The following is a 21706-nucleotide window of genomic DNA, read 5'->3' as shown; positions in this document are numbered from 1 at the left end:
ATGTCCCTTCTCAAATCGGTGGTCATCGCCGTCCTCCGGACGTCGTCGCGGACCCCGGGCCGGAGCCGGCGCTGCCGAGACCGATGGAGAGCTTGCGCAAGGTCTGCTCGTACTCGGTGCCGGAGGAGTCGTAGAGGCTGAGATCGCAGTTCAGGCACTCCCGTACCCCGAACATCTGCTCTACGAGGCTGCTCCGACCCAACGTGCCGCTGGTGTTGACGATGCCGGCGATGGTCTGCCGCGCACCGCCGCTACTTGTCGCGAGGATGCTCGGGAGGAAGGTGTCGCCCTGGCGGCAACCCACACACGGCAGCCCGCTGTCCAGCGTGAAGCCGGAGGCCGTGCGGACCACCGAGAGCGCCCCCGGAACGGTCGGCCCGGTGTTCCAGCGCACCGCGTTGCTCTTGCCCAGTACCGCTTCCTGGATCTCCTTGCGGACGCTCGACTCCCCGGTGCCTACATAGTCCGACCACTCGAGCATGAACCGGTTGATGGTGTCGGCCTGGCGGTTGGCGAAGGTGGTCAGGGTGTCGCGCGTCTCCACGGTCGGCAGCGGCAGCGCCACCGGGTCGGGCTGCGAGCGGGCCCATGGCCCCCACTTCAGCGCCGAGACGTAGCCGGGCTGGTCGGCGTGGAAGCGGTGCTCGACCCGCGTCAGGTCGCGCTGCTTCACCCGGTAGGGAAGGTGGTCCGGGATCCGTCCGGCGGTGTGGAACGAGAGGGTGTAGACCTCCGGCTTGGCCGCGCCGCCAACCTTGATCTGGACGTTGGACCGCCCCTTCAGCCGTGAGCTCAGCCGGTCGGCCTCGCCCGCCGGAACCGAGACGGTCGGCACTGCGAAGAGCGCTTCCGGCGCCGGGCAGCTGTCGGGTCCAGCGGGGCACTCGATCAAGCTGTAACGCGGTATGGTCAGCCGGGTCATCCCGGCCGGACCCGCCACCATCACACCGATCGCACCGGCCGTTGCCGCCGCCGCGACCCGCCCACGCAGAGCCTCGAACTCGCAGCCGTCAATGGTGCAGATATCGGTCGGGGTGAGCAGCACCAGCTTGCCGCGAGCACCGACCCCGGCGAGCTCCTCGGGGGTACCGGCTCCGGCGTGAACCACACCGACCATCCCCCGGGTGCCCAGGCGCGGAACCGGGACCGAGGCGAAACGCCTATTGCGATTCTCCCCTTCCGTCCACATCTGGGCAGTAGCGAACACCCGGGCGTTCGGGGTGTAGTAGCGGGCATTGAGGTCGATCGGTGTACCGCCGCCGACCGCGGTCATGGTGACCACCGGGGTGACGAGCGTGCTGTAGGTGTTGTGGTGCAGCGTGCCGGTCTTGACGGGACCGGTCGGCAGCGCCCACGCCGTGCTGTCGTAAGCGCCGTAGGACGCCGACAACGTTGCGGAGAACCCCCAGTCACCCTTGGCCGACATCCGCTCGACGCGGCTGGCCGAGCTGAAGGTCTCGGTCGCCGGCAGGCCCTGCACGGTGACCGGCTTGGCCTTGCGCAGGTCCAGGGTGACGGAGGTGGCCTTGGTGAGGTTCACCTCGGGAACCATCGGTGTAGCTGCGTGCTGCCGCCCGGCCGAGTCCTTCCACGAGACGTAGAGGCCCACGCTGAAGACACCGTCATACAGCCGCGCGGAGAAACTTGCATCGCCCGGCACAGTGACCGGATTCTCGTGCAGGTCCGTCTTGTCGTCCATGGGGGCGAAAACGGCGCTGCCGTAGGTGAAGTCGACGGCACCGGTGGGCGGGATGACCTTGACGGTCAGCTCGTGGCGGATCGGCTCCAGGAACGTGTTGATACGCGCGCCGGCCTGTAGCTTGCCGGCGCTGTCGTGCGCGGTGAGCTTCCCATTGAAGCTGCCGTACGGTCCGGCCTCACCCAGAACACCGCCGTTGATGGTGACCGTGACGTCGGCGGAACCCTTGGCGGGGACGGTCAGCTCCGAGGAGCTGAGGGTCAGCAGCCCGGCCGGCGCGGGCTGCTCACCGTTCGCCATGGTGGTGGACAGCTTGAGGGTGATCGGCTGATCCGTGAAGTTGGTGTAGGTGTGCGTCCGGGTCACCGGCGAGTGCGGATATTCGTACCGGCCGAAGCTGAGGCTACCGGCGCCGACGATGACCGGATCGACGGCGGCGGCCAGATCCACCCTGCCGACGCCCTGGGCGTCGACGTCGTGCCCGAGGTCGGTGGCGCGGTTCATCAACAGCGCCTTGATCTGCGGCCCGGTGAGGTCCGGGTACTTGCTGGCGACGATCGCGGCGGCACCGGCCACGTGCGGGGCTGCCATGGAGGTGCCGTTGGCGGAGGTGTAGTGGTCGTCGACCACCGTGCCCATCGCGGTGCCCGACGCGCGGGCGGCCACGATGGCGACCCCCGGCGCGGCGATGTCAGGCTTGGCCTCGCCGTCGCCCACCCGCGGGCCACGGCTGGAGAAGCTCGCCATCTCGTCTTCCTTGTCGACCGCGGCGACGGTCAGCGCCTCATCGGCCGCCCCCGGCGCCCCGACGGTGCCCTTCGCCGGGCCGGAGTTGCCCGCCGACACCACGAAGAGCTTCCCAGTCGTACGGCTCAGGTTGTTCAGCGTTTGGCTCAACAGGTCGGTGCCGTCGGTGGCCCCTCCCCCCAGGCTCATGTTGATGACCTTCGCCTGGGAGTGGGCGGCCCACTCCATTCCAGCGATGATCGCGTCGGTTGGGCACGATCCCGTCTCGTCGCAGACCTTGCCCACCAGGAGTTTCGCCCCGGGCGCCACGCCCTTGCGCAGCCCGTTGGAGGCCGCGCCGGTGCCGAGGATGGTCGCCGCGACATGGGTCCCGTGCCCGTGAAGGTCCTTGGCCTCAGAGCTGCTGTTGGTGAAGTCGACCTTGTCGACGAGCCGGCCGGCCACGTCGGGATGGGTGGCATCGATGCCGCTGTCCAGCACCGCCACGGTGACGTTCGAGCCGTCAAAACCACGCGCCCACACGGCCGGGGCGCCGATCTGCGGCACCGAATCCTCCAGCGCGATCGAGACCCGCTCGTTGAGCCAGATCCTCCCCACCCCCGCCAGCGGGCCCGCCGCCCGGGCCGAAGCCGCGGACCGGGTGTCGCTCTTGGCCTTCACCTCACGCCACCACTGGCCGCCCGACTTGACGATCATCGCCTGACCATTGACGCTCGGCAGAGCCCGGCCCATGGACGCGCCGGCCACCGCCTTGGGGGCAGCCGAGCGCGCAGCGGCCTTGCCGGTGTAGGTGATCAGCGTCGGCACCTGGCCGACGATGCCAGCCGCCGCCACCGTGGCAAGCTTCGCGACATCGAACAGGCCCCAGTCCAACAGGCCACTACCCACCGACGACAGCGCGTCATTGGGCACAACGTACGTGCTTCCCTTACGGGTGATGGTGTGGAACGCGACGCCGGCCCCGCCCTCGCGGGGCGCCGCCTCGACCTCGCGCACCACCAGCTTGCCCTGCGCCGACAGACCGACGTGAACGACGTCACCGGTGATCAGCGTCAACGGCACGGTGGCCGAAGAACCAGCCACCAACTTCAGCACATCATCGGGCACGGACAGCGGCAGCTGCGTACCCGCGAACGTGGGCGGCGCCGCCACCGCCGGATTGACGACCACAGCTGGAGTCACAATCCCGAGGACTGCTCCAGCTGTGATCAGGGCGACGAGACGTCGCCTGAGGTTTCTCATGGGGGGTCTCCATCCTCCTGCGGGAGAGAGCACGCATCACAACCCGCAAGGCATGCCGTCCGCCTGATCTGGGCAGTACGACGCCCCACGGACGCGTCTCGTGGACCGATACCTACAGCGGCTCGTACTCGCCGTCCGACTCCTCGTCGACCGGATCAGTACGCGCCGCCTCCGGCTGCCGGGGGTCGCCGGAAGCGTGATCGTCGTCGCCGGACTCGCTCCCCGGTGACGCCGGTGCGATGTGCGCTCTGGACATGCCACAGAGTCTGGGTCAGGAACGACCGCCGATCGATCGTGCGACATCATGATCTAATTGCCGGGGCGATGCGCGGGCACGGGCGTCATTTATTCATCGCGGCCGGGGTTTCCTCGACAGCGTCGAGCCTCGCCCTCATCAGTCCCCGGGCTCTCCAGATCGGTCGTGACCTGCATCATCAGACGGGAAAAGGCGCACTGCCTTGACCGCCAACGCGGTGCGCGAGTTGACCTGCAGTTTGCGCATCGCCGACTGTAGATGGCTGACCACGGTTGCCCGGGACACCACCAGTGCGGCCGCGATCTGCTGGTTGGTCTGGCCGTCGACCACCAGCCGAACGACCTCGCGCTCGCGCGGGGAGAGCTGATCGCCGTAGCTCGGCCGGCCGGGGCGGCGTGCCGGGGCGGGCTGTGGCTGGAGGATCTCGCGTATCGCGTCGACGCGATGTGCGACACCAAGCCGTGAGTAGGTGTCCAGGGCCTCCGAGAGCAGGATGTGTCCGGCTTCCTCCCGGCCGGAGGCCAGCAGGCAACCGGCCTGGTGTTCCCGGGCCAGGGCGGCCAGGTACGGCTGTGGCAGGCGGTCGTACGCCTGCGCCGCCTGGCCGAACAGGGACGCAGCCTGGACCGGGTCACCCTTCGCCTGAGCCACGAACGCCCGACACAACACGATCGCCGTACGGACTGCCGGAGCGTTCGCCTCGCCCAGGACGCTGTCGAACGCCGTGACCAGGCCGGCCGCCTCGGTGACCCGGCCCGCGCCGATGAGCGCCTGAGTGCGCACCGGCAGGACCTCGGCGCCCCAGAACCAGATTCCCTTGCCGACCGTGATCTCCACCGACTCCTCGGTCAGCAGCAACGCCGCCTCGAATTCACCGGCGGAGACCCGCAACGCGGCCAGACCCACCGCCGACTCGACCAGCCGCTCAGTAGCGTTGCGCCGCTCACCGTCCTGCCGCGCGGCCAGCAGATGCTGCTCAGCGGCGGCATCATGACCAAGGGCCGCATGGAGCAGGCCGGCGAGCATCGCCGCCTCGCTACGCCCGTGGGTCGGCGCTGCCTCGTCCTCGATCAGCTCCTGCAGCCGCTCGGCAAGACCGTCCCAACGGCCGGTGAGCCAGTCAAACCGCGCCTGCATCACCGAGACCAGTGCGTGACGATGGGGCAGCTCGTACTCAGCCGCCATGCCGAACGCCCGCACGATCAAGTCCCGCGCCTGCTCGTAACGGCCCCAGTGCGCAGCCGCCTCGGCTACATTTATAGATATCGTTGCGATGATGTTGGCCTCGGACGGATTTGTCGGCCGCTCCGGCAACCGGCGGACCTCGGCCCAGACGTCGGCCTCCTGGCCGAGCAGCATCGAGGCGATGACCCGATCACCGGCTACTATGAGTCGCTCCTCGGGCGTGAGCGTCGCCGGGATCACGGTCTCCCGCAACCAGCGCAGGTGCTCCGCGCCCGGACGCACGTCGCCGAGCGGCGTGGCGAGAAACAGCCGGCTGCGGACCGCCTGGTACGAGTCCGCCGGAAGGTCCTCAGTGACCTGCGCCATCTGCCGTCGAGCCTCGCGGTAATTCGAGGTGAGCCTGTGCAGCCGGGCCAGTTGGAAGTGCATGTCCGCGCGCTCCTGCGCGGTCAGGCCCTCCCCGGGTAGAGCCGACTCCAAGACCCGGATCACGTCGGCGATCTGATGCGGCCGAGCAACCGCAGTGAGCATGCCGACGAACCGCACCAACACCCCCGCCGGCAGCGCAAAACTGGTCAGCAGGCGATGCAGCAGATTACTGGCAGTATTCGCATCACCGGACAAGATGCATGTTTCCACCGCCTGCTCCACATACCGGCAGCAGTCATCGAGCTGGTCGGACTCGCGGAAATGACGCACCAGCTGGATGGCGGGCAACGGCGTGACGCTCTCCAGCGACCGCCCCGCCAGCAGATGCCGATGCCGCCGCTCCGGCGAAGCCAACTGCTCGTAAACCGTCCGACAGACCAGCCCGTGACGGTAGGAGACCAGGCCGCGCGGATCCTCCAGCAACAACCCGCAGACGAGCGCCCCGGCCAGCCCGGCAGCGAACCGCTCCTCCGGCAGCGCGGCCACCGCTGCCAAGATGCCGTGATCGGACGCGTCACCCAGCACGGCCGCGGCGTTCAACACGGTGCGGGTGTCAGCGTCCAGACGGACGACCCGCTCCAGCACCGCATCACGAATCGTCGGAGGCACCTCAATCTTGGCCAACGGCCGCCGCACCCACTCACCACGCTGCCACACCAGATCAGCACGGTCATGCATCAACCGCACCGTCTCCTCCAACGCCAACGGCAACCCCTCCGTACCACGTTGCAGGAACGCCGCGAACTCCGCCGACACCGGTTCACCGGCCAACATCGAGGAAACGAAGGCACCGGTCTCATCCATCCTCAGCGGGTCCAGCCGCAGCCTGAGCCCGAACGCGGGAAGACGGGACGAGAGCCGGCGCAGCATCCCATCGTCGGGGCCTTCCCCCGGCCGATAGGTCACCACCACGTTCACCGGCGGCTGCGGACGCGACATTAGGAAGAGAAGGAACTCGATCGTCGCCTCGTCAGCCCAGTGCATGTCGTCGAGCACCAACACCGTCACATCGAGCCAACCGATCAACTCGACCAGAGCACGGAACAACCGGTGCCGCGCGGCACTCGGATCCGGCAGAGGATCCGGCGCCGGAGGCAGATCGGCAGCCCACTCGGGAAACAGCGGTCGCAACGCTCCGGCCAGCCCACTCAGCCCCGGCCCGGCGAGGGTGTCGGTCGCCTCACGGATCGCGTCCACCACGGGCCCCAACGTGTAAGGCTCACGCAGCGGCGGACAGACACCAACCAAGCTACGGTGCCCCCCGCTGGAGGCCGACTCCATAAACTCACGCAACAGCCGGCTCTTACCGACCCCGGCCTCTCCCTCCAGCAACACCACAAACGGCGGCACCGCCAACACACCGCGCAACGTCGCCAGCTCACGCTCCCGCCCCACAAACACCGGAGCAGACAAGGCCGGCAGCCCTCCCTCGCCGGTGGCATGCCGGATCCGCACCCAGACCCCCTCGCCGATGAACGACCGGTTACCGGATCTTTGCTGCTAGGAGGCCTCGTGTCCAGGCATGCCGCCAACAATCCCGCACCCCGGGCCTGCGCTGTCAACGGCCAGTCGGATCTCCCGGGGCAGACTCGGCCGACGGCTCCGGCTCACTTCGGTGGTAGCAGTAAGCATCGGCCAAGTACGGCAGCCGCCGTGTGGGATGCCACTGGTCGGAAGGTGTGGACGCGAGGCGGCCACCGCGTGGTCGTCTGTGCGTTGTGGACACAACACCGGATCTCGATTCCGAGACGCCGGCGGCGATGACGCGGCCTCCAGGGAGTCGAGTCGACCACCCTCCGCGCCTCCGAGCGGTCCGATGCGTACCCCCAGAGCATCCGCTCGGCGCCTTCGCAATCAATCGACGGGAGATGATGTAATCCGGTGATCTCTTCGCTAGCCTGTGGCACAGGATCTTCAGGAGGAGACTTACCGTGACCGCTTTCCTCGGGCGACTCGCACTGGCGGTCGCAGTCGGCCTCGCGCTGCCAGCGGGCATCGCGGCGACCCCCGCCGTCGCGGCGACGCCGCCCGGCACGCTGTCCGGCATCGACATCTCCACCTGGCAGGCGGGCATCGACTTCACCGACGTCCGTGCCGACGGCCACCAGTTCGTGATCGTGAAGGCTGGTGGGTCACAGCTGTCGGACGGCCCGTACATCGGCTCGCAGTACGCGACCCAGGTGAACGGCGCGCGGGCGGCGGGGCTCAGGGTCGGCCACTACTGGCTGGCCGGAGACTTCCAGACCCCGGCGCAGGCCGCCGACTACTTCGCCACACACCTGCACGACTATCGGCCCGGCGACGTGATCGCGCTGGACAACGAGGTGCTCGACGACTCGACGCGGTTGTGGAGCGACACCGAGGCCACGGCGTTCTTCCAGCGGATGCGCGAACGGATCGGCGACCACGTTCCCTGGCTTTACATGGGCGCGGCAGACCTGCGCTCCGGAACGTGGCCACGGACGATCGCCGCTGGTGTGAAGCTGTGGGTGGCGTCGTGGGGCGCCAACAACGGCAACTACCCCGGCGAGCCGAATCTGGGCGGCGCCTACCCGACCTGGGGCGCGCACCAGTACACCTCGTCGGGCTCGACCGGCGGTATCGCCCGGGTGGACCTGAACGTGGCCAAGCCCGGAGCCTTCGAGATCGTCACGGGCGGACCGATCGACCCGCCCGTGGACGACCCGCTGCCCAAGACCGCGACCGAGCAGGACGGCGTCGCCGGGCCGATCATGTGGATGCGCGCACAGAACTGGTTGCGGATCACCTCCGGCTACACCGGCCCGATCGACGGCGCACCGGGAACGAACACCTGGAAGGCGGTGCAGCGCCTCGCCTCCGGCTGGGGCTACACCGGCCCGATCGACGGTGCGATGGGGCCGAACTCCTGGCGAGGCTTCGCCCGGTTCCTCAACCAGGACCAGTGGGACTGACTCTCAGCCGGCCCCAGCCCGCCCAGTTCCCGGGAGCGGAGGCGACGCGGCTCACCGGCGTGCCGTGTTCGGACCGACCGACTCACCGTCCACCAGGATCGTCACCCGGTCCGGGTAGAACGCGGTCAATCCGGCGATGTTGGCCACGCCGGGCAGCGGGTCGGGGTAGTACCAGGCGATGTCGCGCCCGTCGGGCCCGGGTACGTCGCCCAGCGACCAGTACGAGGCGACTCCCTTGTACGGGCAGAGGGTGCGGTGGTCGGAGGGCAGCAACAGCTCCTGGACCAGGTCGTCGGCGGGGATGTAGTAGCGGGTGGGCAGACCGGTCTCGAAGAGCAGCACCGGGCTGCGGGTGTCGGCGAGAACGACTCCCTCGTGCTTGACGACCACATGCCTTGAGCTCGGCAGCGAGTCGACGCGAGAGAACGGATCACGTGGGTGCACGAAGATCTGTTCGTCTTCCTCGTACCATCGCTCGATGCCGTGACCGAACCAGTCCCGCCAGGCGAGGCACACGGTCTCGGAGAAGACATCCCCGGGGTAGGTCCAGGCGACGTTGGGAAGAGTCAGCCCGTTGACGGTCAGGTCGTGGAAACTGCTGCCGGCCCGGCTAGCGGGCGTCGGCGGCTGCGCGGCGGGCCGCAGCGTCCCACCGACCACGTCGGTCAGCGCGAAGGCGTAGAACGGCACGGGCAGCCCGGGCTCCCAGACCAGCAGCGGTCGCCGACTGTCCACGACGACGACCTCGCCGATGCTGCCGCGGACCCACCGCTCGCTGTGGTGGTAGGTGAGCCTGTCCTCCGGCGGGGCGAAACGCGGTGCGGGCGTGAGCATGGGCAACCCCCTCGACAACACGCGCGGGTCCACGTGTTTCACTGTCAAAGCTTGTATTTTCGAGTCTCTACCGCTCTCCCGAAATCCTACACACGCGTTGGCACCGAGCGAGGGGAGCGACCCGGTTCGGGCGACGAGCGGAAGCATCGGCCGCGGATGATCGCCGGATGCCCGTCGGGTCCGCAGCCACAGTTGGCGGCGGACCCGACTCGGGCACCGGACGAGCCCGGCTCAGCCCTGGTGCTCGACGCGGCGGGGTAGCAGGAAGCTGGCGGCGATGGCCAGCGCGAATACGACGATCTGGTAGACCAGCGCCCGTACGGTGGTCTGCTGGTAGGCGGTGCGGTTCGCGGTGAACTGCAGCTCGTCGTGCCGGTCTGCGACGTCTGCGCCGCCCCCCGACTGGGACGCCACGGCGCGGCACGGTTCCAGGTCGGCGATCGGGTTGGCGGCTTCGATCCGCTCGTTGAAACAGGCCCGCGCGTTGTCGGCGGCGGCGTCGACGGTCGCCACGGGCAGGCCGCGGGCCGCCAGTTCGTCCCTGACCGTGCTCCGGAGGTCGTCGCCGACGGCGGGGGACTGGACAGCCAGGGCGATGAAGAAGACCATGCTGCTCAGGGCGATGCCGATGGCGGCGCCCATCTGCTGCACCGTGTTGAACACCCCGGAGGCTGCCCCCGCGCTGTCCAGTGGCACGTCGTTGAGCGTGTAGGTGAGCAGCGGGGCGAAGGTCATGCCCATACCCGCGCCGCCGAGGATCAGCCCGGGGGCGAGCGCCCATGGGGTGACGGTGTCGAACCGGTGGATCACGGTGATCAGGATGACCATCGCCGCGATCAGCATGACCAACCCGAACTGCAGGCCGAGCCGCCCGAGCTTCGGCGTGATGCGGCGGGCGGAGATGGCGGTGAACAGGGGGACGGCGAAGCCCCACAGTACGCCGATCAGGCCGGCCTTGATTACCGAGAAACCCTGCCCGAACTGTAGGTAGAGGGTGTTGACCAGGAAGAACGGCATGACACCGCTCATGAACAACAGGGAGACGGCGAGGCCGCCGCGGAAGGAGCGGTGGGAGAACAGCGACATCGGGATGAGCGGCGAGTCCGTTCGGCGGCGCTGCACCACAACCAGTGCGGCGAAGGCCAGCATCGAGGCGGCCAGGCTGACGAGCGTCCACGCCGGCCAGCCCTGCTGCGGTCCCTGGATGAGCGGGAACACCAGCAGCAGCATGCCGAGACCCACCAGGACGGCACCCTTCACGTCCAGCCGCTGGGCCGACTCGCCCTTGGACTCGGGAACCAGCTTCGCGGTGATCAGGAGACACACCACGGCGATGGGGAGGTTCACCAGGAAGATCGTGCGCCAGGTGAGGCCCGCGACGTCGACGGCGGTGAGCAGGGCGCCCACGATGGGGCCGCCCACCGTGCCGACGGCGAAGACGATGCTCAGCGCGGAGAAGGCGCGGCCCCGCTCATTGGGCGGATACATGACCTGGAGGATCGACAGCACCTGCGGGACCATGAGTGCACCCATGCCGCCCTGCACGAAGCGGGCCACGATCAGCTGTTCCGGGTTGTCCGCGATCCCTGCGACGAGCGAGGCGGTGGCAAACCCGATCATGCCGATGATGAAGACGCGCTTACGGCCGTAGATGTCGCCGAGACGGCCACCGGTCACCAGCATGGTGGCGAAGGCGAGGGTGTACCCGCCCACCATCCACTGCATGTTCGAGCTGGTGGCGCCGATGTCCTCCTGGATGGTCGGCAGGGCGACGTTGACGATCACGATGTCGAGCAGGTCGAGCAGCAGGCCGACCAGAACGGCGAAGAGGGCGATGGACCGCGCCCGACCGGCGATCGGAGCCGGCTTCGCAGGGGTCTCCGCAGGACTGGGCGACGGTCGCGTCCTCGATGGTGTCATTCGCGTACCTTCCATGATCGTTTTTACGCGTCTTTGCCGGCTGGGAAGGCGGTGCGACCAGCGCGGACACCGCTGCCGCTTCGGTTGCTGGGAGACAGGTTATCTACGGTGTGTGTGAGTGTCCATCAAAGATACCTCTGGTTTCCTGCGATGCCTTGATGGGATTCTGAAAGGCACGTACAACCGATGACACGCCTCGACGTGAGGAGCGCGCGATGGGAATGAGCGAACCACCCACGCACCTGTTGCCCGAGCCGGCGCTGTGGATCGGCGGGGAGCGGGTGGTGGAGTCCTCCGGCGGGCGGACGGAACACGTCTACGCCGCGACCGGGCAGCCGACGACGCAGGTCGTACTCGCCGGACCGGCCGAGATCGACCAGGCTGTGGCACTGGCCCGGGAGAGTCTGCCCCGGTGGCGGGACAGCTCGGCCGAGGTCCGGCGCGACGCGTTGCTGCGGCTGGCCGACCTGCTGCTCGTCCACGCCGAGTCTCTCGCCGCGTTGCAGAGCCTGGAGATCGGCCTGCCGACGCAACTCGCGCGGCGGCTGCCGGCGCTGGCGGCCGACCACCTGCGGTACTACGCCGGATGGTGCGACAAGATCGGCGGCGAGGTGGTGCCCACCTGGCCCGGGCGCAGCCTGGACTACACCCTCGACGAGCCGTACGGCGTGGTGGCCGGCATCATCCCGTGGAACGGCTCACTGATGTCGATGGCGCAACTGCTCGGTCCGGCGCTCGCGGCCGGCAACGCCGTCGTGGTCAAGCCGTCGGAGTTGGCGCCCTTCGTCGGTCAGCGGTTCGCCGAGCTGGCGGTGCAGGCGGGGGTGCCGCAGGGGGTGGTGGTGGTCGTGCCCGGCGGGCCGCCGGCCGGGGCGGCCCTGGCAGGGCACCCTGGCGTCGACAAGGTGCACTTCACCGGCAGTGCGGCGACCGGCCGGCAGGTGCTCACCGAGGCGGCCCGGAACCTGACGCCGGTGGCGTTGGAGCTGGGCGGCAAGTCCCCGCACCTCATCTTCGACGACGCCGACCTCCGATCGGCGGCGCGGTACGCGATGAGCGGCGTGGTGGCCCTGTCGGGGCAGGGTTGTGCGAACGGCACTCGCCTGCTGGTGCACTCCGCCGTCCGCGAGCAGGTGCTTCAGACGTTGACCTCGCGGCTGCGCCGCGTCCGGGTGGGCGACCCGGCCGACGAGACCACCGTGATGGGTCCCGTGGTCTCCCGGCAGGCGTGCGACCGGATCCTCGGTGTGATCGACCGGGCCCGCGAGACCGGCGCGCGGCTGCTGGCGGGTGGCGGACGCTGCGGCGGGGACCTCGCCGACGGCTTCTTCGTGGAGCCCACGGTCTTCGTCGACGCCGACTGCGACACCGAGCTCGTTCAGGAGGAGGTGTTCGGGCCGGTGCTGGCGGTGTCGAGCTTCGACACCGAGGAAGAGGCGGTGGGGCTGGCCAACGCCACCCGGTACGGCCTGGGGGCATACCTGCACACCAACGACCTGCGTCGCGCCCACCGGGTCAGCCGGGCCGTCGCAGCCGGCAGCGTATGGGTCAACGGAGCACCGGGCCTGATGCCGTCGGCGCCGTTCGGCGGGGTGAAGCAGAGTGGTTCCGCGCGTATCGGCGGTCTCGCCGGTCTGCGCGAGTTTCTCCGGCCGAAGAACGTGTGGATACCAGTCTGAACGCCACCACGACCTGGGTGATCTTGATAACACGAGGGAGTTTCGGGGAGCGCGTCTTTCGCGCCCATCATACGCGAAGTGATCCTTTGGCAACCATCGGTGTCGATGGTGGGTCTCAGAGTCGCTTTCCGTTATGATGGTGTCGCTTAGGAGTGTCGAGGGTTTGGTGTGTGCGTCCGGAACGGCCAACTAAATCAACGCAACGTATGAGATTGTGTCTTAGCGCCTCGCGGATACCGGCTGTTGGTAGGGGAGAAGGGCAGAGACAATGGCTCAGTACATCGTCACGATCACACCGGTGCTTGGTGAGAAAGACGCTGGAGAGGAGTCCTCCCGCACCACGATGCGCGTGTTCGCCGAGGACGGCCAGGTCTACATCAAGGAGTTGACCGTCCGCGTCGCGGAGGACGTCAAGCTCGGTGCTGCCGACCTGCTTCAGGTCGACCTGGACCTGCTGATGCAGGCGTTCGCCGCGAAGCGTCCCGCAGTCGCCGCCGGGTCGGCCGAAGCTTCGGACGCCACCAGGCCCTACCGCGTCACCACGCCGAGCCGGGTGGCGAAGTCGGACCGCGCCTACCGTCGTATGCCGGACCCGAGTGAGCTCAAGGACATCTATCTCAAGAACCGTACCGTCACCGGTGTCGCCAAACACTACGGCGTGCCCACCCACACCGCCCAGGGGTGGATCACCCGGCTGCGACGCAAGGGTGTCATCCCCAGCGTGAAGTGACCCTGAGTCCCGCCGGTCAGAGCGGGCCGCCGTCACCGCCCTCGCCGACCAGGTGCGCACCGAAGGCCGTGTAGGAGTTGCGACTGGCCACGAAGTGCTGCCGAGCGGTGTTGACGTCCCGTAGCCGCCGGGACAGGGGAGACGAGTCGTACACCGCCGACCCGCCGGCCAACTCGAAGGCCGCGTCGGTCGCCCTGACCGCCAGAGCGGTCGCCTGCGCGGCCGCAGCCCGGACCTGCGCTCGCCGCAGCGCCGCATCCGGACCCGCGAACCCGCCCCACTCGTCCCCGGCCTGGTCGTAGAGCAGCGCCCGACCCGCCTGCACCACCATCCGAGCCTCGCCCAGCCGCTCCTGGAAGGCGGCCGAGGACGCCAGCCGCGTCGCGCTCAGCGCCGGCCGCTTGCCGCCCGCCGCCAGGTCGACGACGTCCCGCAGGGCCGCCTCGGCGATGCCCAGCGCCGCCGCCGCGATGATGAGGCTGGACTGCGCGATGCTCATCGTCGCCCGCGCCGCGCCCGCCGAACCGGGCACCAGCTCCACGGCCCGCTCCGCAGGGCAGTAGCCGCCGGAGACGGCGAGGTCGTGGCTGCCCGTGCCGCGTAGGCCCAGGGTGTGCCAGGTGTCGACCACGGTGACGTCCGCGGCGGGCAGCAGCATGATCCGGGTAGCGGGCCGGCCGTCGTCCAACGCCACCGCGCGCCCCCGTACCAGGACACAGTTGAGGTAGACCCAGGCGGCGCGTTCGCAGCCGGTGACGAACGGCCACTGGCCGGAGATCCGCCACCCTCCGTCGACCGTGGTGGCCCGGCCCTTGGGCGCCACCGCGCCGGCGGCGTAGACGTCCGGGCCGTCGGCGAAGATCGTCGCGACGGTCGCCGCCGGCGCGCAGCCGATGATGAGCTGAGACAGGGCGACCTGGCCGACCAGCCAGGCCACCGACCCGTCCGCCGTGCCCAACGTCTCGACGACCCGCAGTGTGTCCGGCACGCTCAGGCCGGCGCCGCCGTGCTCCACGGGTGCGAGCATGCTCAGGCAACCTGCCGCGCGCAGCCCGTCGAACAGATGGTCCGGGAGCCCCCGGACCCGCTCGACCTCGTCGGCGTGTTTGACGATCTCCGGGAGGAGATCACGGACCAGTTGCAGAGTCGTCATGCCGATTCTCGCCCTCCGGTCTGGGGTGCCGGTCCGAGTGCCGCGCCTGCCTCGTCCACCGCAGGCGGCTCGGAAACGACCGATGACCATTCTACTGTCTGCATGTATCGTGCAACAGGCATAGGAGTGTTGTGTGTAGACACTCTGCAAGCACAGCCGGGCTGCCCGAGGAGGTGTCTCATGACGGCGTCTGACGCGCAGACACACGTGTTCGCGATGAGAATGTGGAGGTCTCTTCTCGCCACGCAGGAGTTGCTGTCGGCGTACCTGGGGGTCAAGCTCGGGTTGTACGAGGCGCTGGCCGCCGCGCCGGGGCCGTTGCGCCCGGACGAGCTGGCCCGGGCCGCCGACGTCGCCCCCCGGTACGCCCGGGAGTGGCTGGAGCAGCAGGCCGTCTGCGGCATCGTCGAAACCGACGACGTACGGCTACCGGCCGAACGCCGCGCGTACCGACTCCCCGCCGGGCATGCCGCCGTCCTGACGGTCTCGGACGACCCGATGTCGCTGGCCTCCCTCGCCGTGCTGCCCCTCGGCGGTGTCGCCGCCGCCCTACCGGACCTCGTGGCGGCCTACCGCAGCGGTGCGGGGGTTCCCGACGACGTGTTCGGCGTGGACTGGCGCGACGGCCACTCCGGCGCCAACCGGGCCCTGTTCGCCCACCAGCTCGCAGGCTGGATCGCCGAGCAGATGCCCGACGTGCACGCCCGCCTCGCCGCGCCCGGGCAGCGCATCGCCGATGTCGCCTGCGGGACCGGCTGGTCGAGCATCGCGCTGGCGCGTGCGTACCCGCATGCCGAGGTGACCGGCCTGGACCTCGACGGAGCCGCCCTGCGGCAGGCCGAGCGGCACGCCGCCGAGGCGGGTGTCGCCGACCGGGTCCGCTTCGCCTGTCGCGACGCCGCCGACCCGCAGTTGGCGGGCGAGTACGACCTGGTGTGCCTCTTCGACGCGCTGCACGAGGTGTCCCAGCCGGTCGCCGTGCTCCAGGCGTGCCGGCAGTTGCGTGCCGCCGACGGCGCCGTGCTCGTGATGGACGCCAAGGTCGCACCGGCCTTCACGGCCCCCGGCGACGACGTGGAGCGGTTCCAGTACGGCACGAGCGTGCTGCACTGCCTGCCGGCGAGCCTTACCGGGGAGGGCTCGACGGGCACCGGCACGGTGTTGCGCCCCGGAATGGTGCGCGAGCTGGCGTTGAAGGCAGGCTTCTCGGGGATGACGATCCTGGCCGTCGACGACCGCTTCCACCGGCTCTACCGACTGACGGGCTGATCCGCCCGCCGCCGGGTCCGCTGGTACGGGAGGGGGTCCGGGCCGACCCGGACCCTACCCGACCCCTGCTCAGGCTCCGTCGCGCTCCGCGAGTCGCTGGACCACCAGATCCTGCACGGCCCCGACGGTGGTGATCTTGCGCGCGGTGTCCTCGTCGATGGGATCGAGGTCGAACTCGTCCTCGATGGCGAACGCCACCTCCATCAGGGCCAGCGAGTGGTAGCCCAGGTCCTTGATGAGGTGGGACTGCGCCGTCACCTCCACGCCGTCCTTCGGCGCCATGTCGGAGATGACCGCCGTCACGGTAGCGCGGATCTCTTCCTCGGTGCGGCGGGCGGGAGCGGTCTGCTCGGTCATGGTCGATCTCCTCTGTGCTGCTGGCGTGGCGGTTTCATGGGTCGCTCAGGAGGCCCGAGCGCCGGTCAGCGGGTGGACACGAGGGGCGGAGAAGCTGTGGCGCTGGTGGCGCACCACCGCCCCGAGCGTGGGCGCCCAACGGCGCGACCACGCCGCGACGACCTCTGGCACGTCCTCGAACTCGTCTTCGAGGATCGACAGGCAGGGCACCGGCGCGGTCGCGCCGAGTTCCGTCAGCAGCGGGCGCAGGTACTGGTCCCCGGCGCCACGGTGCTTGGCCCATCCGGCGGTCATCGCGCCGACGGCGACGCAGTCGGCCAGCCCGTCCATCGGAAGCATGTCCAGGAACAGCTTCAGCAGGCCGGTGTAGGTGCCCTTGAACGTCGGGCTGACCACCACCAGCAGGCCTGGGCGATGGACCAGGCCCAGGGCACGTTCTGTCTCCGGCCCCAGTGGCACGCTGCGACTGGCGCGCAGCGGCAGCGCGGCGCCGATGTCGGCGAGGTCGACGATGTCCGGTCCGGCGATCTCGACGCCCTCCCCGGCGAGGGCGAGCGACAGCTGCTCCACCAGCCGGGTGGCGATACCGCTGGTACGGGAGCCCGCACGGGGGCTGCCCAGCAGCAGTGTCGTCTCCACCAGCGTGCTCCGGTCCGTCACGACGCCTCCCGTCCGAGCAGCCCCTGACGCCGCAGCAGCGGCAGCACGCCCTCGGCGAAGTTGTACGCCTCCTCAAGGTGGGGTTGCCCGGAGAGGATGAGATGGGTCATGCCCAGCGCGTGGTACTCCGCTATCCGCTCGGCCACCTGCTCGTGGCTGCCGACCAGTGCGGCGCCGGCGCCCGGGCGGACCAGGCCGTAACCCGCCCACACGTTCGGGTACACCTCCAGGTCGTCGGTCCGCCCGTCGTGCAGGGCGGCCATCCGGCGTTGCCCTTCCGAGTCGGTGCGGCGGAACCGTCGCTGGGCGTCGGCGATCCGGCTGGCATCCATGCCGTCGAGCAGCCGGCGGGTCACCGCCCACGCCTCCTGCGCGGTGTCCCGGCTGATGACGTGGAACCGGGTGCCGAACTCGACGCTGCGGCCCCGCTCGGCGGCCAGCTCGGTGACCCGGCTGGTGAGGGTGGCCAGCCCGTCCGGGCGCTCGCCCCACGCCAGGTAGACGTCGGCGTGCGCGGCGGCCACCCGCTGCGCCGCCGCGGACGAGCCGCCCAGCAGGATCGTCGGCCGGGTGTCGTGGGGCCGGCTCAGCATCCCGGCCTTGATCTGGTAGTGCTCGCCGTGGAAGTCGAACGGCTCGCCGCGCCAGGCGCGGTGGAAGACGTCGAGGAACTCCTCGGTGCGGGCGTAGCGTTCGTCGTGGTCGAGCCAGTCGCCGTAGCGCCGCTGCTCGTCGGCGTCCCCGCCGGTGACGATGTTGAGCATCAGCCGGCTGCCGGAGAGCCGCTGGAACGTCGCGGCCGACTGGGCGCACACCATCGGCGGCAGCGCGCTGGGCCGGCAGGCGATCATGAAGTGCATGTTGCGCGTCTGCTGCGACAGCGCCGCGGACACCAGCCAGGGATCCTCACAGAACAGGCCGGTCGGCACCAACGCGCCGGCGAAGCCGAGCCCGTCGACGGCCTGGGCGACCTGGCTGAGATAGTTCAGCTCCGGCTCCCGCCGGATGTTCCTGGTCCCGGCCACCCCGTCCGCGCTCTTGGCCACCTCCCGGCCGTCGCCGTGCAATGGCAGGAACCAGTGCAGTCGCAGTGTCATCAACGGTCCCTTCCGCCTCGGGCCGGCCGACCGGCCCCGGATTGACCTGCCATCCCCGTGAGCACTTGTCTTTCCTGCTATCCGCGCGCATTTACGAGTATGTGATGGAAGGTTCTCAGGATGCCTGTGACGCTGTCAATACCGTTGCCGTGACCCGTCACCGTCCGGGCGACGGCAGCGCAACCTCCGGACGGTGCGCCGCCGCTGCCGCCACGTCCAGGTACCCGGCCAGGAAGTCCTGCCCGAGCGCCGGGTCGGCCCAACCTCCGGCGCGGAACAGCACGGCCTGCACCCGGTGCTCGCCCACCGGGGCCAGGGCCAGCTCGAACGGGAAGCGGCTGCCGATCTCCGTAGGAACCACCAGCTCGAAGCGCGCGCCGCCGCCGGTCAGGTCATGCCGCATGGGCGACATCACGTTGAACATCACGTCGTCGGCCCGCCCGCCGCCGGTGTCGACGATGCCGGTCGGCAGCAGGTGAAAGGGCAGATCCTGGTACGCGAACGCGCTGATCACCGCGCCGTGCACGTGGCGTACCAGGTCGGCGAAGTTGTGTTGACGGGCGACCTGGGCGCGCAGCAGCACCATGCCGGCGAGCAGGCCGACGGTGTCGCGTACCTCGGGCCGGGACCGGTTGGCGAACATCGACGCGACCGCCAGGTCGGGCTGACCGGTCAGGCGGTGCAGCTGGGCGTGGAAGGCCGCCAGCAACACCGTGAACATCGTCGTCTTCTCCCGCCTCGCCAGCTCGCGCAGCCCGGCCACCGTCGCGGCCGGGAGCTCCGCCGCGACGGATCGGGTCGCACCGGCCGCCGCGTCGGTGGCATCCGCGGCCGGATAGAGCGAGTCGAGCCGGGGGATCTGGCTGCCCTCCAGCTGGCGTCGCCAGTACCGCTGGTACCGGGCGAGCCGGTCCGAGGCCAGCAGGTCCTGCTGCGCCTGCGCGAAGCGGGACATCTGCCAACCCGCGGGTGTTCCGACGCCGGCCCCGCCGCAGGCGGCGTCGTAGCAGGCAACCAGGTCGCGCAGCAGGATGCCGGTGGACCACGCATCGGTGACGAGGTGGTGCAGGTTGAGGCAGAACAGGTGCTCGGTCGGGCCGACCCGCCAGACGCTGGCCCGCGCCGGCCACTGCCCGGGGTCGATCGGCGTCTGGAGCTCCCGGGCCAGCGCCGCGTCCGCCGACTCGCCCGCCGCCGCGTCGGCCCAGGCCAGCGGCTGCGGGCGTGGGGCGTGCACGCGCTGTACGAGACGCGCACCGCGGCCGTGGAACGTCGTCCGCAACGCCTCGTGCCGGACCACGAGCTGGTCGACCGCCGCCTGCAACGCCCGCTCGTCCAGGACCCCGACGACGCGGCAGACGACCGGGCAGTTCAGCGCGCCGAAGTCCGACCGGTAGTGCTTGATCATCCACAACAGTCGTTGGGAGACCGACGCTGGTGTCTCGCGTGCTTCCACAGACAGCAGGATAGCTTTTGTCGTTGGCTTTGCGTGCCTGGCGAACTAGTCTTTGCTGCTATGAGCGAGTTGGTAGTGCGTTCCACCCAGGACGCCCGGCTCAACTGGAACTACGAGTCCTCCGACACCCGCACCGGCTCGCTCTACCAGCGCGCCAAGCAGGCGCAGTGGAGTGTCGAGGAGATCGACTGGCACCTCGACGTACCCTTCGGGGCGCCGCTGCCCGACGACTCCGCCTTCGCCATGGCCGGATTCGCCGCCTCCCCGCTGGCCGCGCGGGGCCGGCCGGCCTGGGACGAGTTCCGCTGGGAACTCCAGGCGTGGATGGTCAGCCAGTTCCTGCACGGTGAGCAGGCTGCCATGGTGGTCGCCGCCCGGCTGGTGGAGATCGTCTCGGGACTCGACAGCAAGCTGTACGCCACGACCCAGGCGGTGGACGAGGCGCGCCACGTGGAGGTCTTCTCCCGCTACCTGGGGGAGAAGATCCAGCGGCCGTACCCGATCTCCGAGCCGCTGGAGCTGCTGCTGACCGACATCCTCGAAGACAACCGCTGGGACGTCATCGCGCTGGGCATGCAGATCATGGTCGAGGCGCTGGCGATGGCCGCGTTCCGGCTGGCCCACAGCACCTTCCACGACCCGCTGATCAAGCAGATCACCGGCCTCGTGGCGCGGGACGAAGCCCGGCACGTGTCGTTCGGCGTGCTGTCGCTGCGTGGCCTGTACGACGAGATGACCTCTCGCGAGCGGACCGAGCGGGAGGAACTGGTGCTGGAGTCCGCCGCCCTGATCCGTCGGCGGTTCCTGCTCGGCGACATCTGGGACCGTATGGAGATCCCGATGGCCGAGGGACTCGACTTCGCCGCCCGCAACGAGCTGATGGTCGCCTACCGGCAGGCCATCTTCTCCCGGGTGGGACGGGCGCTGGACCAGATCGGACTGATGACCCCGCGCGTGCGGGACGGGCTCGTCCGGCTGGAACTGATCCAATTCGTGGAGGGCAGGCGCGGTGGCTGAGCGAACGGGCGTCCGGCAGCGGCCGCCGATGGACCTGGCGTCGCTGATGCGGCTGGCGGAGCTGACCGATGTCATCGTGCCGATGACGGTGCGGGCGGTAAGCGACCTGGGCGTCGCCGACCTGCTCACCGACGGACCCCGGCCGGTGGCCGAGCTCGCCGCCGAGGTCGGTGCGCACGAGCAGTCACTGTGCCGGGCGCTGCGGGCGCTGGCGGCCAAGGGCATCTTCACGGAACCCGAGCCGGAGGTGTTCGCCCTGACCCCCCTGGCCCAGCCGCTGCGCAGCGACCACCCGATGTCGATGCGCGCCGTCTACACGCTGCTCGCCTCCGACGTGCAGGCGTGGGCGATGCTGCCGCACAGCCTGCGCACCGGCGAGGCCGCCTTCGACCGGGCGCACGGCACGGACTACTGGAGCCACCTGGCCGGGAACCCGGACGAGAGCCGGCGGGTGGACCGCTGGATGCACGCGATCACCCGACTGCACCTGCGTACCGTGCTGCCCTGTCACCCGTGGGGAGAGCTGTCCCACGTGGTCGACGTCGGCGGAGGTGACGGCGGGTTCCTCGCCGGCCTGCTCGCGCGGTACCCCGCGATGCGCGGCACGCTGCTGGACCTGCCTCACGTCGTCGCCGCGGCGGAGCGGGTCCTGACCGAGGCCGGGGTGCGCGACCGGTGCGAGATCGTCCCCGGCAGCTTCTTCGACGCGCTGCCCGCCGACGCGGACGCGTACCTGCTCAAGACGGTGCTGCCCGGCTTCGGTGACGACCAGGTGGTGGCGGTGCTCCGCCGGGTCCGGGAGGCCATGCGACCGGACAGCCGCCTGCTGTTGCTGGAGGCCGTCCTGCCGCCCGGGGACACCTACGACGTGGCGAAGCTGTACGACGTGCACACGTTGGTGCTCACCGGCGGCACCCACCGCACGGCCGAGGAGACCGCGACCCTGCTCGGCCGTGCCGGGCTGCGGCTGGACAGCGTCCGGCCGACGGCTACGTTGACCATCCTGGCCGCCACGCCGGCCTGATCCGGCCCCGCTCGGCGGC

16 protein-coding genes are annotated in these 21706 nt (G+C 69.9%); 6 read left to right on the top strand and 10 right to left on the bottom strand.

The window, feature by feature from the left end; genetic code table 11:
* Positions 1–22: 22 nt before the first annotated feature.
* The 3 genes from AB0D32_RS19325 to AB0D32_RS19315 all read right to left on the bottom strand — a co-directional run bounded on the left by AB0D32_RS19325 (position 23) and on the right by AB0D32_RS19315 (position 7013).
* Complete coding sequence (locus tag AB0D32_RS19325) at positions 23–3628, bottom strand: S8 family serine peptidase (protein ID WP_357091563.1); 3606 nt, start codon at positions 3626–3628, stop codon at positions 23–25.
* A 172-nt stretch (positions 3629–3800) separates the two neighbouring features.
* On the bottom strand, positions 3801–3944 hold the full coding sequence (locus tag AB0D32_RS19320) for a hypothetical protein (RefSeq protein ID WP_357091559.1): 144 nt from the start codon (positions 3942–3944) through the stop codon (positions 3801–3803).
* Between the two features lie 138 nt (positions 3945–4082).
* On the bottom strand, positions 4083–7013 hold the full coding sequence (locus AB0D32_RS19315; protein ID WP_357091557.1) for an AAA family ATPase: 2931 nt from the start codon (positions 7011–7013) through the stop codon (positions 4083–4085).
* 476 nt (positions 7014–7489) lie between these two features.
* Here AB0D32_RS19315 and AB0D32_RS19310 point away from each other — a divergent pair, with 476 nt between their 5' ends.
* Complete coding sequence (locus AB0D32_RS19310) at positions 7490–8491, top strand: glycoside hydrolase family 25 protein (RefSeq protein WP_357091554.1); 1002 nt, start codon at positions 7490–7492, stop codon at positions 8489–8491.
* A gap of 51 nt (positions 8492–8542) precedes the next feature.
* Here AB0D32_RS19310 and AB0D32_RS19305 read toward each other — a convergent pair whose 3' ends face one another.
* Positions 8543–9325, bottom strand: coding sequence for a DUF427 domain-containing protein (locus tag AB0D32_RS19305; protein ID WP_357091551.1), 783 nt, complete (start codon positions 9323–9325; stop codon positions 8543–8545).
* A 231-nt stretch (positions 9326–9556) separates the two neighbouring features.
* Complete coding sequence (locus tag AB0D32_RS19300; RefSeq protein WP_357091549.1) at positions 9557–11245, bottom strand: MFS transporter; 1689 nt, start codon at positions 11243–11245, stop codon at positions 9557–9559.
* A gap of 215 nt (positions 11246–11460) precedes the next feature.
* Here AB0D32_RS19300 and AB0D32_RS19295 point away from each other — a divergent pair, with 215 nt between their 5' ends.
* Both AB0D32_RS19295 and AB0D32_RS19290 read left to right on the top strand, forming a co-directional pair.
* Positions 11461–12924, top strand: coding sequence for an aldehyde dehydrogenase family protein (locus AB0D32_RS19295; RefSeq protein ID WP_357091546.1), 1464 nt, complete (start codon positions 11461–11463; stop codon positions 12922–12924).
* Positions 12925–13222: 298 nt separating this feature from the next.
* On the top strand, positions 13223–13654 hold the full coding sequence (locus tag AB0D32_RS19290; RefSeq protein ID WP_357091543.1) for a hypothetical protein: 432 nt from the start codon (positions 13223–13225) through the stop codon (positions 13652–13654).
* 16 nt (positions 13655–13670) lie between these two features.
* Here AB0D32_RS19290 and AB0D32_RS19285 read toward each other — a convergent pair whose 3' ends face one another.
* The gene (locus tag AB0D32_RS19285) at positions 13671–14807 is read right to left on the bottom strand and encodes an acyl-CoA dehydrogenase family protein (protein WP_357091540.1); all 1137 of its coding nucleotides are present in this window, start codon (positions 14805–14807) and stop codon (positions 13671–13673) included.
* Between the two features lie 180 nt (positions 14808–14987).
* Here AB0D32_RS19285 and AB0D32_RS19280 point away from each other — a divergent pair, with 180 nt between their 5' ends.
* Positions 14988–16076: a methyltransferase domain-containing protein gene (locus AB0D32_RS19280; RefSeq protein ID WP_357091537.1), complete on the top strand. Its 1089-nt coding sequence runs from the start codon at positions 14988–14990 to the stop codon at positions 16074–16076.
* A 69-nt stretch (positions 16077–16145) separates the two neighbouring features.
* On the opposite strand, the gene AB0D32_RS19275 is transcribed toward AB0D32_RS19280, so the two are convergent.
* The 4 genes from AB0D32_RS19275 to AB0D32_RS19260 form a co-directional block, all read right to left on the bottom strand.
* Positions 16146–16433 carry a phosphopantetheine-binding protein gene (locus tag AB0D32_RS19275; RefSeq protein WP_357091534.1) on the bottom strand — a complete coding sequence of 96 codons (288 nt, stop codon included), beginning with the start codon at positions 16431–16433 and terminating at the stop codon, positions 16146–16148.
* Positions 16434–16478: 45 nt separating this feature from the next.
* Positions 16479–17093 (bottom strand): NAD(P)H-dependent oxidoreductase, encoded by a 615-nt coding sequence (locus AB0D32_RS19270; protein ID WP_357091531.1) that lies wholly within the window; start codon positions 17091–17093, stop codon positions 16479–16481.
* A complete protein-coding gene (locus tag AB0D32_RS19265; protein ID WP_357091529.1) occupies positions 17090–18190 on the bottom strand; it encodes an LLM class flavin-dependent oxidoreductase in 1101 nt (366 codons plus the stop codon). The genes AB0D32_RS19270 and AB0D32_RS19265 overlap by 4 nt, the downstream gene beginning before the upstream one ends.
* Before the next feature lie 157 nt (positions 18191–18347).
* Entirely contained in the window at positions 18348–19646 is a 1299-nt protein-coding gene (locus AB0D32_RS19260; protein WP_357091526.1) for a condensation domain-containing protein, read from the bottom strand.
* A gap of 60 nt (positions 19647–19706) precedes the next feature.
* On the opposite strand from AB0D32_RS19260, the gene AB0D32_RS19255 reads away from it, so the two are divergent.
* Together AB0D32_RS19255 and AB0D32_RS19250 are read left to right on the top strand one after the other, a co-directional pair.
* Positions 19707–20663, top strand: a complete 957-nt coding sequence (locus AB0D32_RS19255) for a ferritin-like domain-containing protein (RefSeq protein ID WP_357091522.1) — start codon at positions 19707–19709, stop codon at positions 20661–20663.
* Between the two features lie 28 nt (positions 20664–20691).
* Positions 20692–21687, top strand: a complete 996-nt coding sequence (locus AB0D32_RS19250; RefSeq protein ID WP_357091670.1) for a methyltransferase — start codon at positions 20692–20694, stop codon at positions 21685–21687.
* The last annotated feature ends 19 nt before the right edge of the window (positions 21688–21706 follow it).

It is taken from the genome of Micromonospora sp. NPDC048170, from assembly GCF_040652795.1.
In the GTDB taxonomy this organism is placed as follows: Bacteria; Actinomycetota; Actinomycetes; order Mycobacteriales; family Micromonosporaceae; genus Micromonospora.
Note: the sequence above shows the minus strand (reverse complement) of the source record. Positions and strands in the feature narration are given on the sequence as shown.

What these genes read in the sequence shown, in the direction of transcription:
- AB0D32_RS19320 (WP_357091559.1), bottom strand. Translation starts at nt 3,944, where the DNA reads ATGTCCAGAGCGCACATCGCACCGGCGTCACCGGGGAGCGAGTCCGGC.
- AB0D32_RS19305 (WP_357091551.1), bottom strand. Translation starts at nt 9,325, where the DNA reads ATGCTCACGCCCGCACCGCGTTTCGCCCCGCCGGAGGACAGGCTCACC.
- AB0D32_RS19300 (WP_357091549.1), bottom strand. Translation starts at nt 11,245, where the DNA reads ATGACACCATCGAGGACGCGACCGTCGCCCAGTCCTGCGGAGACCCCT.
- AB0D32_RS19295 (WP_357091546.1), top strand. Translation starts at nt 11,461, where the DNA reads ATGGGAATGAGCGAACCACCCACGCACCTGTTGCCCGAGCCGGCGCTG.
- AB0D32_RS19285 (WP_357091540.1), bottom strand. Translation starts at nt 14,807, where the DNA reads ATGACGACTCTGCAACTGGTCCGTGATCTCCTCCCGGAGATCGTCAAA.
- AB0D32_RS19280 (WP_357091537.1), top strand. Translation starts at nt 14,988, where the DNA reads ATGACGGCGTCTGACGCGCAGACACACGTGTTCGCGATGAGAATGTGG.
- AB0D32_RS19275 (WP_357091534.1), bottom strand. Translation starts at nt 16,433, where the DNA reads ATGACCGAGCAGACCGCTCCCGCCCGCCGCACCGAGGAAGAGATCCGC.
- AB0D32_RS19265 (WP_357091529.1), bottom strand. Translation starts at nt 18,190, where the DNA reads ATGACACTGCGACTGCACTGGTTCCTGCCATTGCACGGCGACGGCCGG.
- AB0D32_RS19255 (WP_357091522.1), top strand. Translation starts at nt 19,707, where the DNA reads ATGAGCGAGTTGGTAGTGCGTTCCACCCAGGACGCCCGGCTCAACTGG.
- AB0D32_RS19250 (WP_357091670.1), top strand. Translation starts at nt 20,692, where the DNA reads ATGGACCTGGCGTCGCTGATGCGGCTGGCGGAGCTGACCGATGTCATC.